This window comes from Paenibacillus vandeheii (assembly GCF_030433635.1).
In the GTDB taxonomy this organism is placed as follows: Bacteria; Bacillota; Bacilli; order Paenibacillales; family Paenibacillaceae; genus Paenibacillus; species Paenibacillus vandeheii.
Map to the genome: position 1 here is coordinate 49,724 of NZ_JAROCD010000013.1, position 16,045 is coordinate 65,768.

Sequence of the window (16,045 nt, forward strand, 5' to 3'; positions counted from 1 at the left end):
ATATATCATGGAATTGTGTTAAAATACAATGGATAGTCTGAAAAAAGGAGACTACAGCATGAAAATTTTACACCATCCCCAAGTGGAGGATATTGAACTTTCTTCCGTGTTATACGCTTTAAGTGATCCCATCCGTCTTGGGATTGTAACAGAAGCAGCCAGAAATGGTGAGCAGCCATGCAGTCATTTTCGTGCACCTGTTGTGAAATCCACGATGTCACACCATATTCGAACACTGCGGGAAGCCGGAGTCATTCGGGTGAGAGTGCAAGGTACACAGCATTTCCTGACGCTAAGATCCGAGGATCTGGAAGTGCGTTTTCCTGGTCTGTTGCAACCTTTGTTACAAGCAGCAGCTCGGTCAGAAATACATGATTCCTAAAAAATGTCCTTTCTTCAGACTGAAGAAGGGACATTTTTTATATTAAGGATATTTATACTGCTGCGACATTCTATGTCGTACCATGCCCTTTATACTAACGGTGAAGCAGGCCTTCCCGGAGACGATTGGCAATCGTTTTGAGGATATCGGATTAAGATAAAGAACATCGCAGAGGGCAAAAAATACCGGACAGGCGTGAGTGCCTGTCCGGTATTTTTTGCATTTTGCAGCATAAGAGTCCATTGCACATTTTAATTTCAGTCTGTACAAGAAAAAATAACCATAAATTCGATTTTGGGGTAATGTGCAGCTCCCTTTGTTCCGAATATTATAATAGATGGTCTTTTTTGGATGGAGGATATTGAAGGACAACAGGGGGCGGGAGTATGGTGCATAATCCGGAAACCATTCAGGAATGTATCGAAAAGGCACGACAGAGGCTCTACCAGATTGCAAACTCTCATAAAGAACTGTGGCATCCGGAGGTCATTCGTCAATCGATGGTTCTGGATGAACTCATTAATGAATATAACAACGCCATTCGCGGGAAATCATCCCGAAGTAAATAAATGCGTTATGAACCTCGGGATGAATTATGCGTTTTTATGCGAATTCATTCGGTATACGAACCCTATTCTTTTACAGCCCCAAGCACAATACCTTTTACAAAGAATCGCTGCAAGAACGGATACACGAGCAGGATTGGCAGTGCCCCGATAAAGATCTGGGCTGCGTTAACGGTACGCTGCGACATGTTCTGAAGCTGTGTTGCATCGACATTCATGTTGGAGAAATCCTGCTGTACGATAATCGTTTGCATCAACGTAGCGAGCGGGTATTTGGCTGCGTCATTCATATAGATCAGTCCGTCGAACCAGGAATTCCACTGCCCCACCATCGTGAATAGGGAGATCGTTGCAATGGCCGGCATGGATACGGGCAGATAAATACGGAACAATGTGGTGATATGGTTGGCACCATCGATGAATGCTGCTTCTTCGAGCTCTTTGGGCACGTTACGGAAGAAGTTCATCATGAGAATCAGGTTCCAGACCGCCACAGCCCCAGGCAAAATCAGAGCCCACAGGGTGTTGATCAGTCCCAGCTTTTGAATCAGGATATAAGACGGGATCAGTCCGCCGCTGAACAGCATCGTGAAGATGAAAAACCACGCATACAGCGAACGCCCCTTGAAATTCAAACTTTCCTTGGATAGAGGATATGCCGTCAGGGTGACCAGCACCATACTGAGCAGCGTACCAAACACGGTACGTTTCACCGAAATCCAGAGCGCGCTCAGAAAGTTGCTGTTACCAAACGTTTTGGTATAGGCATCGACTGTAAAATCAATCGGCCAGAGTGTTACCAGATTGGCGGAAGCTGCCGCTTTACCGCTGAAGGAAACCGCCAGAATATGAACAAGCGGCAGCACACACAGCAGCGAGACGGCCGCGATGAAGAACAAGTTGAAGCCGTTAAATATACGGTATCCGGTCGTTTTGTGATACACCTTAATTCCTCCTTAAGCATTTTGCATAATTCGATTTGAACCGCTCGCGTGTACAAGATATAGACGAACTGAACCATTTCGATCTATATCTTGCTGATTGAAAGTCGCTGTCTGGATGTATGCAAAATGCCCCTTAGAAAATGCGGTAATTGGCGATTTTGTAAGCCATCCGGTAGGCAGTAATAACGAGGAACATGGCGACAAAGGATTTAAACAAACCAACCGCAGTCGCAAAGCTCATTTTGCCATTCAGAATCCCCATTCGGTAGACAAAGGTATCGATAATATCACCTTTCTCATACACAAGTGGATTGTACAGGTTGAAAATCTGGTCAAATCCGGCATTAAGAATATTCCCCAGTGATAGCGTTCCCACCACAATAATCATCGGCACGAGTGCAGGCAGCGTAATGTGCAGGGTCTGCTTAAGCCGTGTTGCCCCGTCAACTTCGGAAGCTTCGTACAGCGCAGGGTTAATCCCCGCGAGGGCTGCAAGAAAGACAATGGTACCAAATCCAAATTCCTTCCATACATCACTGATGACCACGGTTACACGGAACCAGTCGCCATCGCCAAGAAAGAAGATCGGTTCAATGCCAACAGCCGCAAGCACCTGGTTAATCAGTCCGCCTTCGGGAGAGAGCATATCCAGCAGGATGCCGCCCAGTACAACCCAGGACAGGAAGTGGGGCAGATATACGAGCGTCTGCGAGAACCTTTTGAACGTGGAATTCCGTACTTCATTCAGCAAAATGGCAAACACAACCGGGGCCACGAGTCCGGCCACAATTTTCATGGCAGCGATCAGCACCGTGTTCCAGATGACCTGAACACTGTCCGGATATTCGAACATGAATCGGAAGTTATCCCATCCTACCCATTTGGAGCCGGTGAATCCCAGCCATGGTTTGAAATCCTGAAAAGCAATAATAATGCCGCCCATAGGCACATAGGCGAACAGCAATGTGAGCAGTACCGCAGGCAGCAGCATCAGATGCAGCGGCCAATTGCGTTTGAAATTCCAGCGGGTACGTTTGCGTGGATTGTGTGTTGCCTTCCGCACCGGCGTATTGGTCGTTAGTGGTTGTTCCATAGCCATCAGGTCCCTCCTTTATATCGTCCAGCCTCTGCATCATGAGGCCAGTCAGCCTCTGCAAAAAGTGGAGCAACTGAATTATAGCAATGGAAACGGGCCGGCTATAGAACAACATTTCAAGGCGGATGTTGATTTATTAACTTGTTGATATAACAATGCATAAAGGGGGAACAGAGCGAGGAACAAGGGTACTATTCAAGAAAAATGAGCATCAAATAAAACTGTCGACCGAGAGGTCGAAAAGGACTTCATGCTAAATTCAGTATAGATATGTAAGGGGTTTCAATATAAAATAGGACTTCGATATGTATCTTTACTTTAACCGGGACAGGGTGAAGCAATGAAATTTACAGTATTCTCAAAAACAGTCATGCTGCTGGTCTGCTTGTTGGTACCCATCTTGTTGCTCTATACTTACGCGAATCAGGCGAACGTAGACATGATCGTCGAGGAGAAGCAGCAATCCAGCTTGAACCAGTTCAACTACTTCAGCTCTCAGGTGGATAAAAATATTGAGCAGCTCTCGCTCTATGGGCTGACTTTACTGCGTGATCCAAGCATTTTGCATTATCGTTACATGACAGAATCGACTAGCCAATATGAGAAAAACAGCATCTATCTCGATATTCTCGACAAATTGTCGCTGTACCAGTCCACCAGCCGCTGGAAGAACGACATTACCATTGTGCTGCCTCAGGCAGAGTTGGTGTTATCCACCAAGGCAAGTCGAACCGTTTACAATGAGAACATGTTGAAGTTTCCCCCAGCTGGACAGTGGCAATTGGATCAGGGGAGTTTTACCTACTTCTTCACGGATAATTATGAGTGGAGTGCAAAACCGGTGACTACGGGTGTTCGAACCGTGATGGAGATTAATTTTGATCCGATGAACATTGTAGCCATGCTGGACGATTTCAAGGAGGCCCAAGGGGGAGATCCCTTTCTATTGGTACCGGGCAACGAGCCGTTATTGAATCGCAGTGCGGACCCTGAACTGATCCAGGCTATCATGGAGGACATGCCGTTAAACGGACTGGGTAGTGAAGGCAACCATCAGTTGGAGGTGGGCGGAAAGCAGTATTTGGTCAGTTATATACTCTCCAAACAGCTGAATGGAATCTATGTTAACCCGGTTGTGCTGGATGATCTGCTTACGCCGATGGACAAGAGCCGGAATATGTTCATTACTTCCATTTTGCTGCTGCTCGTGCTCAGTATTGGCGCTGCACTGTTGTTATACCGAAAGGTACAGGTGCCGATCCAGCGTCTCATGAGAGGACTGCAACAGATTCGCAAAGGACAGCTATCCACACGAATTCCGGTCGATCACTCCCGGGATGAATTCGCGTATCTGACGCAGAGCTTTAATCACATGGCCGAGCAGATTCAGGAACTGATTGAAAAGGTGTATGAAGAACGCATCCGTTCACGGGAAGCAACGTTGAAGCATCTGCAATCACAGATTAATCCCCATTTCCTGTACAATTGCCTGTTTTATATCAAAAATATGACGCAGCTCGGCAACCGCGAAGCGGTTATTGCCATGTCGCTCAGTCTGGGTGATTATTATCGCTATATCACACGTGATGAGAATGATATGACGACTGTGGAAGAGGAAATTCGGCTGCTGGACAATTATTTGTCCATCCAACAGATGCGAACCAATCGTTTGTCGTATGAGATCGCCGTACCGCAAGAACTGATGCAGCAGCACATTCCGAGGCTGCTGATCCAGCCTATCGTGGAAAATGCAGTCATTCACGGCATTGAACCGATGGAGGGCAGCGGTCACATTGTGGTTACAGGTATGGCCGTACAAGAACAACTCGATGGAAGAGAATACACGCGATATAGTCTGTTTGTCGATAACGATGGTGTTACTTTGACGCCGGAAGAGATTGCCGGTCTTGAACGAGAAATCAATGAACCGATGGGTGAAGAGATTGGCACGGGCACCTGGAATGTACACCAGCGGCTTGTTACGCGATATGGACATTCGTCGGGGCTTCATTTTGGAGCGATCCCTTATGGGGGTCTCAGTGTAGAAATACGATGGTTTGAGGAGGAGTATCCTAATGATGAATCTAATGGTCGTGGATGATGAACATTCAGCGGTGGAATCGATTGCATCCTCCATACCGTGGAGGGAACATGGGATTGGACAGGTGTATAAGGCGTATTCAGTTAAAGAGGCTTTGCAGCAAATGACGGCGCATCAAATTCATATTATCATCACCGATATTCGTATGCCGGGCTTGTCCGGTCTGGATCTGGTGAGTCATATTCGGCAAAAGTGGGAGCGGACCAAATGTATCATTTTATCTGGACACGCATCCTTTGATTATGCGAAGCAGGCACTCCGTCATGGAACAGTGAGTTATCTGCTGAAGCCAGTGCGGGATGAGGAACTGATTGAAGCCGTGCAACAGGCGTCTGTCCAGATTCGGCTGGAGGGAGAGAAACAACTGATGCATCAGCGCGCTATGTATTCGGTGAGGGAGCATTTACCGGAGAAGCGGGCGGGATTAATGAAGGATGTGCTGCTGGGGCATAAATTTGCGGAGAGTGAACTTGTGGAAAAGCTGGAGCAATTGGAGATCGGTTTCCGTCCCCAGGACAAAATGCAGCTGCTGCTCATTCGCTATGATGACCCGCAGCCAACGCACAAGGCATTCCGATTAATGAAATACGCTATCTCGAATGTGGTGGAGGAGATTTTTGGCAGCAGCTATCATCTCTGCCATACGGACGATGCCTATGATGATCTCGTTTTCATGGCTAGCCCCAAACAGGCGCAGTCTGAACCGGAAATCTTAATGGGACGGCTCGGGGAACGATTGCTTCACAGTGTGAAGCAGTATTTAAACGCGACGATCTCACTGTCAGTTAGCCGGATAGGTCGTTTTCCAGAGCAGGTTCCGCAGCTGTACCATCAGGCTGTAAGTGCCTTGCGCAAGCAGGCAGAAGCGGGCAAAGGACTGCATCTCAATGCGGCTGCCGGCTCCCATGGGGCAACATTGAAATCACTTGCGGCGCTGTATGAACCACCTGGACTGACTGCCCTGCTGGAAGTAGGACGGATGGAGGATGCAAACCGCAAGATTGATTCGATTTTCGCCGAATTATCGGATAGTGTGTTCCCCGAGCATGTCTATGTTGCCTTTCACTATCTCGCCGCCGCATTCTCGTACATGGCTCATCGGGAGGGCAGACAGTTGTCCGATGTACTTGGTGAGCAGTATCAGCAGCTGTTGAAGGATGGGTATGGCGTGTCGCTGCGCAGTCTGGAAGCATGGACCCGGAGTGTGATGGAACAATGGGCTCAGAGCACAACCGTTACGGGCCAGGAAAGTGGATCGAGCATGATCAGGCAGGTCCAGCAATGGATTGACCATCATCTGGGTGAAGATCTGTCCTTGCAGGTCATTGCCGGGGAGGTACATCTACACCCGGTATACTTGTCCAAAATGTATAAACAATTCACAGGTGAAGGCATTAGTGATTACATTATCCGTTCGCGGATGGAACGTGCTGTTCACTTGCTGAAGCATACGGCAATGAAGATTTATGAAGTCGGCCAGGAAGTGGGATATAACAATACCCCTTATTTCATTCAAGTATTCCGCAAACATTATGGCTTGACCCCGCAGGATTTTCGGAACGGTTAACAAATCAATATGAACATTGAAATTGTGATATATGTTTGCTTCCCCGGCTGCACTATCCTTTTCATGTAAGGGTATTCAAAGTGATTGAGGAGGGGTTTCATGTATAGAAAAATGATGACTGCATTGCTTGCACTGACGATGGTTGCCGTAACGGCATGCAGTTCGGGGGCAAAGGAAGAACCGTCCAAGGAAGCGGCTGCGCCACTTGCGCTGCAAGACGGCAAGTATGAACCTGCGGTTCAGATGAGCTATTTGCGAGCCTGGAATGATGATACAAAGTTCAAGAACGGAGAGACTGCACAGAACAACGTGCACACGAAATGGGCCAAAGAACGTCTGGGCATCGACCTGACTACACCTTGGGCTGTATCGGTGACCAACGATGCTTTCTACACGAAGCTACGCCTCTCCCTGTCGGCTAACGAAGAGCTGCCGGATATCGTCTCCATCCGTGGTGACTACAATCTGGTACGTGAGTTGATTGAGTCAGGTAAATTCGCCGATGCAGGTGAATTGTTCGACAAGTATGCATCTGACACATGGAAAGGGGCTGCCGAATCTGCACCGGAAGAGTGGTACCCGTACATGTACGAGGGTAAACGGTATGGTATTCCGATCTTCGACTATGCCTACAACGGCGACCCGGTTATGTTTATTCGTGAAGACTGGCTGAAGAAGCTGGGACTGGAAGAACCAAAAACGATCGATGAGCTCGTTACGGTAATGGATGCATTTACGAATAAAGATCCGGATGGTAACGGGAAGAAAGATACGTACGGTCTGACAGTCGGCATGAAAATTGCTCTTAATACCTGGATGACTGAATCCGGCTGGATCTTCGGAATGTATAACACGATGCCGGGACAATGGAATTTGAATTCAGAAGGAACACTGGAATACGGCTCGATTCAACCAGGTGTGAAAGAAGGGCTTGCAACGATGAAAGACTGGTTGTCCAAAGGCTACCTGCCGAAGGAAGCCGGCGTATATGACGAGATCAAGGCAGCCGAACTGTTTACAGCAGGCAAAGCCGGAATTATTGTGGGACCACACTGGATGCCGAACTGGCCGATCGATGATGTGAAGAAAAATGTGGACGGCGCTACCTACAAAGCAATTGCCCTGCCAACTGGACCAACTGGCGAGAGCCATCACCACGGTTCAGGTGCGAGCAACGGGGTTGTGTTGATCAATAAAGATATGGCCAACCCGGAAATTTTCTTCACATATCAAAATTATTTGTTCGATAACTTTGCCAATCCGGAAGTGGGTGGGGAGTTTGAACATGGCTTTGCCAAAGGATATGACTTTGATATTGTAGACGGCAAAGTGCTGGGTGAAGCTGATTTGAAAGACGGCGTATCCCCGCTGAAATATACACTCACTTATGATGGTGCACGTATTCCGAATCTGATGATGGATACCTTGGCTGAGCTTGCTTCGGGTAAGGAGCCTGAAACACCATTTGAGAAAAATACGAAAATTGCCAACAAACCTGAAGTGTTCGCTGCGGCTCAAGTCGTGGTAGCTCATAAGGATGATGCAATCAAGAACAAATTCACGGGTGCACCTACGGATACAATGAAAATGAAGAAAGATGCACTCGACAAGCTGGAGAAAGATACATTCAGCAAAATCATTTATGGTCAGGTTGGCATCGATGAATTCGACGCATTTGTGACGAAATGGAAATCCATGGGCGGCGATGAAATCACAACTGAAGTCAATGAATGGTTCAAAACAGTCAATTAATACCGTGTATAATTCACTAGATGAATCATACTAAAGTTATAAAAAAGGATCGTAATATTTTCGTGAATACACCGGATATGGGCGGGAAATCGCCCAATCCGGTGTTTTTGTCTTGGTATGCGGATGCACAGACTGGGGCAGGAGAGAGGATCATTTTTTTTAGCGCGAACAACCGTGCGTAAGACTTATTGTTCCGGGTGAGCTTGAGAGAGTAAAATAATAGGTGGAACTACAAACGTAGATACGTATTTTATATAGATGGTATGCGAAGTTATCAGAGATTAGCAGGAGCTTTTGGGCGGTAGATGTTAGTAGACATCAGCAGACATTAGATAAATAGGAAGGCGGCCGAGAGGATGAGCACACTCTATGATCAGGCAATGGAAGAGATGGTTGGGGCCATTCATGAATGGTTTGAGGAACAGATGAAGCGGAATGACCTGGAAAAGGCTGTGAAGCGAACAACGCTGCAAATGGGGATCTTTAATGATATTTTGCTGGATTACCGACCTGGACGGACCACGGTAGACAGTGTGGATCTTGGATTGGATGAAGGATTCAAATCGAAGAAAACGGGTCCCTTTACGGAGGAACAGGTCCGAAATGAAATCCAGCCCAAGCTTGCAGAAGTGGTTCAAGAGAAATTGGACAAGCTGGCGGATACACCGTTGATCGACTATCGTTTTACGTTTCGCGGGAAATTTCCAACGACAGAAGGAAAGCTGCAAGTGACCCTGCTCGAATATATCAACGAAGGGAAAAGGCAGCAGCTGCTTGAGCGCATTCATACATATGTAGACCATAAGCTCCTGGGAGGTTCATACCCAACAAAGCCGTTAGAATCCTTTTTTTTGACGCGTCACCTGCTTGACCCGAGATTGTTCCCTGAACTGGACGTAGCGTGGACTATAGCGCAATATGATCGCATTCAGGAGCTGAACAAAGGGCGTCAGGAAGCTCTGGCGGAGCATCGTGGTGATATGATCCGTGCGATAACGTCATGGGCGGAGAATTATTTTTTGCCACGTTACTTTGATGTACAGCCCTCTGCGTACAGTGCCAATGTATATACACTTAAGCCAAGTGCTTCTTTGGAGGAGGAGCAACCTCAGAGTGAGCATGAAAAGCAGGCGGCACAGCCTATTGATCTGCTGCTGTATGCAGCCGTGATGATTCTTCGTTACGAGCCTAGTTACAGTAAACCGAAGGGGCTCACCTTTCTAGAACTGGCGAAACAGCTTGGCAGTAACCGTGCGATTCGCATGATGACGGAAGGTAGCGGAACCTATGCCAAGGAAGATATCCATTTGAAAAATGAGCAGGTGGAGTTCACCGCGAACGATGTGTTCTCGATGATTACCATCAACATTCGCAAGGAAGAAGCAGCTGCCTACGAACAGGCCCTTGCTTTTATTATCCGTTTGTTGAAGCAGGGCTTCCCGAAAAGCTACAAAATCAAGCTCAAATCCAGTGTAAAGCAGTACCTGCCGATTAAAGGACTCGCGAAGTCGGATACGCATCGATTTTTCGCAAATGCACTGGAGTACCCGGAGATGCGTCCGCTGCTTGAAGAATATGCACGAGAGGCTATTGAAGAGTTCGAATTTTATGCAGATACCGAAGGTGAGAAGAGCTGTATGCCAGGCAGCTACGCAACATTCGGACTGGGGCTGACAGATGAGCGGTATTTCCCGTTGGTTGAATACTACATGGGGGAAATAGATGATGAGCACCAGCTGGTACAGGACAAATTCACAGTTGCCTTTGCTGAGAAACATGGTGTAACGACCAGCTCCGTGCCTGCGCTAGTTGCCTGTCTGCGTCGTTCTACGGATCACCTGAAGCTGAAAATCCAATCGGAACTGGAGGATGAGGAGAAGCTTGAACTTCTGTTTCAATCATTGCAAGGACTGGAATCTTATGAAGTGGAGCGAGTGCTATATCCGATCTGGGGCAAATTGGAGAAGCTTGCAACGCTGGCCCGCAAGGCGGAGGGGAGACGGAAAGAATGGCTTTTGGAGCTGTTAAAGGCGGCTGGAAAATAAGGATATGCCGTAATGGCTTTCAAGGGAAGTTTATTAGACAAAAGTGAAAGTGGGTGAGTGCGTGGAAGCATGGAAAGGGTTATCTACTCAGGAAAAAGAGAAGTGTCTGCGTGATATGCGCAATGATTTACCCGCAGGTATGCATTATAAGGGATTGGAGACATTTGAGCGATTCGGTCAGCAAATCGAGACAGGTGTATTTTTGTATGATGAGCAGAGATTTGTGTTTGTGCCTGGTGATCGGGTGACACTTGGTTGGGATTGCTGGCAGGACGGAATGAACGAAGAAACGTCAGCGGATTTGCTCGAGACTGTCAGTGAGTACGGCGTGGAAGATGTGGATTCTTTTTTAAGTAGTCAGATGTCTCCTGTGAGAGAAGTTCAGATTGCGCCCATGCTAGTGGAGTGCAGTAGCCATTCCCTTGGCTGGATTGAAGTGACGGAAGCGGAAGCGATGACGCAGGAGAATGCCTGTTTTGCAGATGAGTTGGAGAAATTTAAGCTGTCCGATCTGAACCAATATGAACTGCATCAACAGTTCCGTCTGGTCCGTCAAGGTGAGGATGTGCAGATATTTTGGTTCAATGAAGATTTGACGCTGGAGTACCTGGTTGAGGAGGAAGCAAAAGCGGGTTTTAGTTTGCTCACGGAGGATGAGTGGGAGTATCTGTATGGAGGGGGATGCCGCACCTTTTTTCCATGGGGAGACAGCTTCGATTACACGATGAAATTAAAGCATTTTGGCAGCCTCGAAGGGGTGGAGGGGATTGTTGTGAGTGATTCGTCAGAGCCTGACCCTTCGCTATTTGAAGATTATGATCGCCCATATGATTTGGAGCTGCCCAACTTTTTTGGTGTCCAGTTTGCTGGAGATCCCTATGCGTATGAGCTAACGCTTGATGCGTCTGGAACCATGATACCCAAAGGTGGCGACGGTGGCGCAATGATCTGTGGTGGCATGGGACCGTTGGTCGGTTTTCTGCCCGCTGCAGCCGTATACTATCGAGACGGTAATGCAGTTGAGTTGGATTGGGAGGGTATGATTGATTATATGAACTATCGGAGAGTGATTCGTTTAGCCAATTTGGAGGTGTAAACGTTATTAAAAAATAGAACTTTGTTTGCGAACTGGAAGTAAATGTAATGAATATTTAGGTTGGAAGTTCTATACTTAACAGGTCCCATAAAATATACATTACATTGAGAAGGAGTTAAGTATGTCCAGAATATCTATTTGTTTAGTTACTGTGTTGGCTTGCATTATGCTATTTTCCTTACCCGGACTAACAGTTGCAGCTTCTAGCCCTGGAACCAATAAGCAAAGCACGCAATCCGCAACCACTTCTTTAAAGGAACGGGTAAGGCATAGCATTAATTTTGCGATCAGGGAACATGAGGTTGTTGTAGAAACCATCCGAACGAGTTTTGATACAGGTGAAAGAAAGGTGAATGAATATCACTTTACCGAGAATGCAGTTCTCCCCCAAATTTATACTGGCTCAACGATAACTTCAGGACATTCTGATACTATTGTTTCCGATACACCACTAGGTTTAAAGGGATACATAACTTACTACGCTACTGATAACAATCAATATTATTACGTCTTATATGAGTATGATTACAATAGCAACTCTCTTCGCAAGGTACATGAAGGTGAAAATAGAATTTACTTGGAGCCACAATTAGGGATATTTTATATGCTTTATGTAAAAGAAGAATATAAGCCAATATACTATTCCATGACTACAGGCAAGAAGGTATATACTGGCGGAAAAATTATGCTTGAGAAGGATTTTACCGATACGGATTATGCCATTTCACCACTCCCGCAAACCCGTAACGTCGGTGTATACTGCACTGATAAGTACCAATGTAACTATATTGAATATGGTGGTGCCAAAGGAAAGACAGCCAAGGTGAAACAGCTTTGGATGAAGCCTGACATAAAGACAGGGCTGTCTACCAAAGCTTTTCAGGCAAGTACAGATGTTAATCTGAATATCTCACAAACCAACACAAGAGACCGCAAATCCGATTGGACTGTTGTTGCGACCAAGAATGGAAAGAAAAAAACACTTCTGAAAGATCGTATTGGCTATGTTCATACGTCTGTCTCACCAGAAAGAAAAACGCTGATTCTGGTTACTGAGAATGGTTTGGATAGTAAGATGGAATCGTCCACGGTTCATTTATATGATCTAGAGACCCTCAAACTAATTCGAACTTATGATTCTCCCTATCGTGCTCGCACAGAGGGTGTTCAGTGGGTAACAGAGGATGAATACATTATAGAACAGTATTTTTCAGCTCCAGGTTCATTTCCTCCCTCTCTATATATCATTTCAGAGAATAAACATCTGAAGTTGCAATATGATACATATCGAGAATGGAAGGGGTACTGGGATTCATTTCAATTTTCAGGCATATTCTTTCCGTTACAGCCAGTAGGAATCAAGTCAGGGGAGGGAGTATTGAATTATAAGGGACAACCTTCATTTTATCTGGAGGGGCAACATTATGTTCCTTTAGAGGAATTTACCAAGGCTTTTCATATTCAATATGTATTGGGTAAGGAACAAGTCACATTCAGTCGTGGACAGCGTTCATCCAGTGTGGATCGATCCTCAAGTAAATTGCTGACACTCTACAACCAGACCTTTATTCCTTTGGGACAATGGAACAAGGATTTGGGGCTCAAAGTGTCTGAAACGAAGGCTTACTGGGGCAATAAAGAATTACTAATTAGTGATGATGAGCGTAATACGAGTGCAGCCATGACACCAGAAAACCTTGCTTTTCATGCAAGTGCCCGGCGAATTGAAAGAGTAGGGGATATCTACAAGTTGGATCAGAACAATACAAAGTCATTGGAATCATTTTATCCGGATCGTATTGACGGTGTGGTTCTGAATTTTGACGGAACTTTGACTTTATCAACTTCTACTCTCCATTACATGGATCTAACTAGAGTGTTGTTTACCAATCAGGACTATACCAAGGTGCTTGGGACGTTGTCCATAACGGACATGCCAGAAGCGAGGTGGGGAATCAGTACGGCAAAGATTCCAGAGCAGGCGTTACAAGATGGTGTTCTGACCATGATTATACCAACGAAGGAAGATGAATCTACACTTGTCTACACTTTGAAACTTCCAGGCCCTTTTGACAAAAATAATTTCTAATCCTAGATGCTCAGAAGTACAGCTTAAATTCTATATAGCTGTGTTTCTGGGCATTTATTGGTTCAATATAATGAAATTTGTTGTCTGAGCATCTTGAGAAGGGGGATTTTACCGTACAGATGATTTTTACATAAGAAAAAAACACATCGAAGTCTCACTTGTTTATAGAGAACTTCAATGTGTTTTTGATATAAATATTTATTTTTATGTTAGTTGATTTTTTAATAATTAGTCTTTATTTCACTTTTTGCACAGATACCGCCATTTGCTCCAGCTGTGTGTGAGTTAATGCATTTTTTGGCGAGCTGAGAGTCACATAGCGATCATCCAGTTTGAATGTCAGCATATCGGTTTGATCCGGTGTATACCATTTGGCGGTAACGCCGTTGGGCAGTTTTACATTTTTGCCGTCATAGCTGAAGGAATAGTCTTTGGGTGATACTGTCACGTTCATGTGATTAAAAACAAAGTTTACGCCGTCCCCGCCAGCACCTACACTTTTAAACGTATCCCCGGCAATCATGTGTTGTGGTGCGTAAGCCGTCTCGAAGCCTTGGAATTTCGCAAATGCCTTGCGAATGGCAGCCGACTGTTCTTGGGTATATTTCACATCAGCGAACCCGGTAACGCCCTGATCATTGCCTTGAACCTTTTCCACAGATACTGCCACTTGCTGCAGCTGAGCCTGAGTCAGCTTATGATCCGGTGAACTAATTGTAACGTAACGATCATACAGTTTGAACGTGAGCATACCCGTTTGATCCGGTGTGTACCATTTGGCTGTGACGCCATTAGAAAGTTTTACGTCTTTGCCATTGTAACCATCCGAATAATCTCTTGGAGACACACCGACTTTCATATGACTGAAAGTAAAGCTTACGCCGTCTTCTCCAGCTCCTACACTCTTGAATGTATCACCTGCAATCATTTGCTGAGGAGCGTAAGCTGCCTCGAAACCATCGAACTGTGCAAATGCCTTTTGAATGGCTTCTTTTTGCGCTGCGCTATAGGTAACATTGCTCAACGTGGAAGGATTGCTTGTGGCTTCTCCGATGATGACCTGTCCTTTTTTGCCGTCATATGATACAGGTACATGCAGCGCATCAGCAATGGCACGTACAGGCAGATAAGTTGAATTATTGTAAGTGATTGGAGCCAACTTGTTGCCATTGCCATCTGTTGGTGAGTAAGCCGCACCGTCTACATTGAAGCTGATGCCGTGGTTGAGATATGCCGAGATTTTCTCCAACTGAGTGCCTGCGAATACGCCCGTTGCTCCTGTTAATGTCATACCCAGTACCATCATCGTTGCTGCGGATTTCTTCAAGTTTTTCTTCATCATATATCTCTCCTTTAAATTTTGTTATTTATAATGGCTTACTGTCCTTATGGCTTTATATTACTCGCTGAACATATCCAGAATAATTCTGAATTATCTCCAACTTGTAAACATGTGCATGAACGCGTCAAAATATCATTTTGCCTATTGAATAGATCATTGGGGAAATAAACAGGAAATGGAGTGTAGCTTTGATAGACATCGATTTTGTGGCAGAGCAATACGATATTGGGAATATTCTAGCCTGTAACTCCATACAAGAGGGGAACAGTTCGAAAGCGATGTTGGTTCAGACTTCATACGGGAAGTTCGTGCTACGTAAATTGAGGAACGTACAACAGGCGTGGGCTGAGCAAGAGATGTATAAGGTTATGGCAACCGTAAATCTTTCTCCATCCATGGTGGAGGCGAAAGATGGCCTTCCTTATATGACATATAAGGGTGAGTTTTATAATTTGCAGTTTTACGTAGAAAATGTACTTCTGCGTAGCCAGATTAACGTGGACTTCGTTCGGTTAGGTCAGGTGATTTCTCTTTTTCATCGTGTGACGAGTCATCTAGAAATTACTGAACAGGCAGATCGCTTCGCGTTACCCCGATTATGGAGTGAAGTTTCTAGAGAAGTAACAGCCTCATCATCTGAATGTATACGATCACTGCAAGAACATACCGAGCAATGCATGGAATATAAGGAACTATTTAAAGCAGTCATCCACGGGGATCTTGGCATTTGGAATTTGTTATTTACAGAGGAGAGCATTCACATTATTGATGTTGGAGAAGCAAGGAGAGGGGATATTCATTTCGATCAGGCAGCCGCGCTAACTTCATCCACCCTTTCATCTGTTACGGAGAGAGAATTAAGCGAAATTGTGGCTGACTTTGAGCAGGGATATGCACAGGGAGGTAATTATTTCAGCAGGAAAAGTTTATACGAACAGATGCATTTGTGGGTGGTTCGTGGAATCTTGGCCGTCATGAGGGAGAAGGGAATGGTTTGCCAAACCATCCCATATGTACAACGAAACCTTCAATTACTGGAAAAGTTTAAACATGTACTTTGCTGAC

At 45.6% G+C, this 16,045-nt stretch carries 13 protein-coding genes; 10 read left to right on the top strand and 3 right to left on the bottom strand.

Annotation, left to right across the window (positions count from 1 at the left end; translation table 11 throughout):
- Window positions 1-58: 58 nt before the first annotated feature.
- Window positions 59-382: an ArsR/SmtB family transcription factor gene (locus P5G61_RS24040; protein WP_301248744.1), complete on the top strand. Its 324-nt coding sequence runs from the start codon at window positions 59-61 to the stop codon at window positions 380-382.
- A gap of 386 nt (window positions 383-768) precedes the next feature.
- Window positions 769-951, top strand: coding sequence for an aspartyl-phosphate phosphatase Spo0E family protein (locus P5G61_RS24045; RefSeq protein ID WP_024631476.1), 183 nt, complete (start codon window positions 769-771; stop codon window positions 949-951).
- A 62-nt stretch (window positions 952-1,013) separates the two neighbouring features.
- On the opposite strand, the gene P5G61_RS24050 is transcribed toward P5G61_RS24045, so the two are convergent.
- On the bottom strand, window positions 1,014-1,892 hold the full coding sequence (locus P5G61_RS24050; RefSeq protein WP_301248746.1) for a carbohydrate ABC transporter permease: 879 nt from the start codon (window positions 1,890-1,892) through the stop codon (window positions 1,014-1,016).
- 133 nt (window positions 1,893-2,025) lie between these two features.
- The gene (locus tag P5G61_RS24055) at window positions 2,026-2,985 is read right to left on the bottom strand and encodes an ABC transporter permease (protein ID WP_435874285.1); all 960 of its coding nucleotides are present in this window, start codon (window positions 2,983-2,985) and stop codon (window positions 2,026-2,028) included.
- 343 nt (window positions 2,986-3,328) lie between these two features.
- On the opposite strand from P5G61_RS24055, the gene P5G61_RS24060 reads away from it, so the two are divergent.
- The 7 genes from P5G61_RS24060 to P5G61_RS24090 all read left to right on the top strand — a co-directional run bounded on the left by P5G61_RS24060 (window position 3,329) and on the right by P5G61_RS24090 (window position 13,638).
- On the top strand, window positions 3,329-5,089 hold the full coding sequence (locus P5G61_RS24060) for a sensor histidine kinase (RefSeq protein ID WP_301248747.1): 1,761 nt from the start codon (window positions 3,329-3,331) through the stop codon (window positions 5,087-5,089).
- A complete protein-coding gene (locus P5G61_RS24065; protein WP_301248748.1) occupies window positions 5,064-6,656 on the top strand; it encodes a response regulator transcription factor in 1,593 nt (530 codons plus the stop codon). Before P5G61_RS24060 ends, P5G61_RS24065 begins: the two co-directional genes overlap by 26 nt.
- A gap of 99 nt (window positions 6,657-6,755) precedes the next feature.
- Window positions 6,756-8,408 carry an extracellular solute-binding protein gene (locus P5G61_RS24070; RefSeq protein ID WP_301248749.1) on the top strand — a complete coding sequence of 551 codons (1,653 nt, stop codon included), beginning with the start codon at window positions 6,756-6,758 and terminating at the stop codon, window positions 8,406-8,408.
- A gap of 20 nt (window positions 8,409-8,428) precedes the next feature.
- On the top strand, window positions 8,429-8,590 hold the full coding sequence (locus tag P5G61_RS24075; RefSeq protein WP_301248750.1) for a hypothetical protein: 162 nt from the start codon (window positions 8,429-8,431) through the stop codon (window positions 8,588-8,590).
- A 174-nt stretch (window positions 8,591-8,764) separates the two neighbouring features.
- Window positions 8,765-10,453, top strand: coding sequence for a DUF6138 family protein (locus P5G61_RS24080; RefSeq protein ID WP_301248751.1), 1,689 nt, complete (start codon window positions 8,765-8,767; stop codon window positions 10,451-10,453).
- A 61-nt stretch (window positions 10,454-10,514) separates the two neighbouring features.
- Window positions 10,515-11,549, top strand: coding sequence for a hypothetical protein (locus P5G61_RS24085; RefSeq protein ID WP_301248752.1), 1,035 nt, complete (start codon window positions 10,515-10,517; stop codon window positions 11,547-11,549).
- A 604-nt stretch (window positions 11,550-12,153) separates the two neighbouring features.
- On the top strand, window positions 12,154-13,638 hold the full coding sequence (locus tag P5G61_RS24090; RefSeq protein WP_301248753.1) for a hypothetical protein: 1,485 nt from the start codon (window positions 12,154-12,156) through the stop codon (window positions 13,636-13,638).
- A gap of 235 nt (window positions 13,639-13,873) precedes the next feature.
- On the opposite strand, the gene P5G61_RS24095 is transcribed toward P5G61_RS24090, so the two are convergent.
- Entirely contained in the window at window positions 13,874-14,977 is a 1,104-nt protein-coding gene (locus P5G61_RS24095; protein ID WP_301248754.1) for a stalk domain-containing protein, read from the bottom strand.
- Between the two features lie 209 nt (window positions 14,978-15,186).
- On the opposite strand from P5G61_RS24095, the gene P5G61_RS24100 reads away from it, so the two are divergent.
- Entirely contained in the window at window positions 15,187-16,044 is an 858-nt protein-coding gene (locus tag P5G61_RS24100; RefSeq protein WP_301248883.1) for a phosphotransferase, read from the top strand.
- Window position 16,045 lies beyond the last annotated feature (1 nt).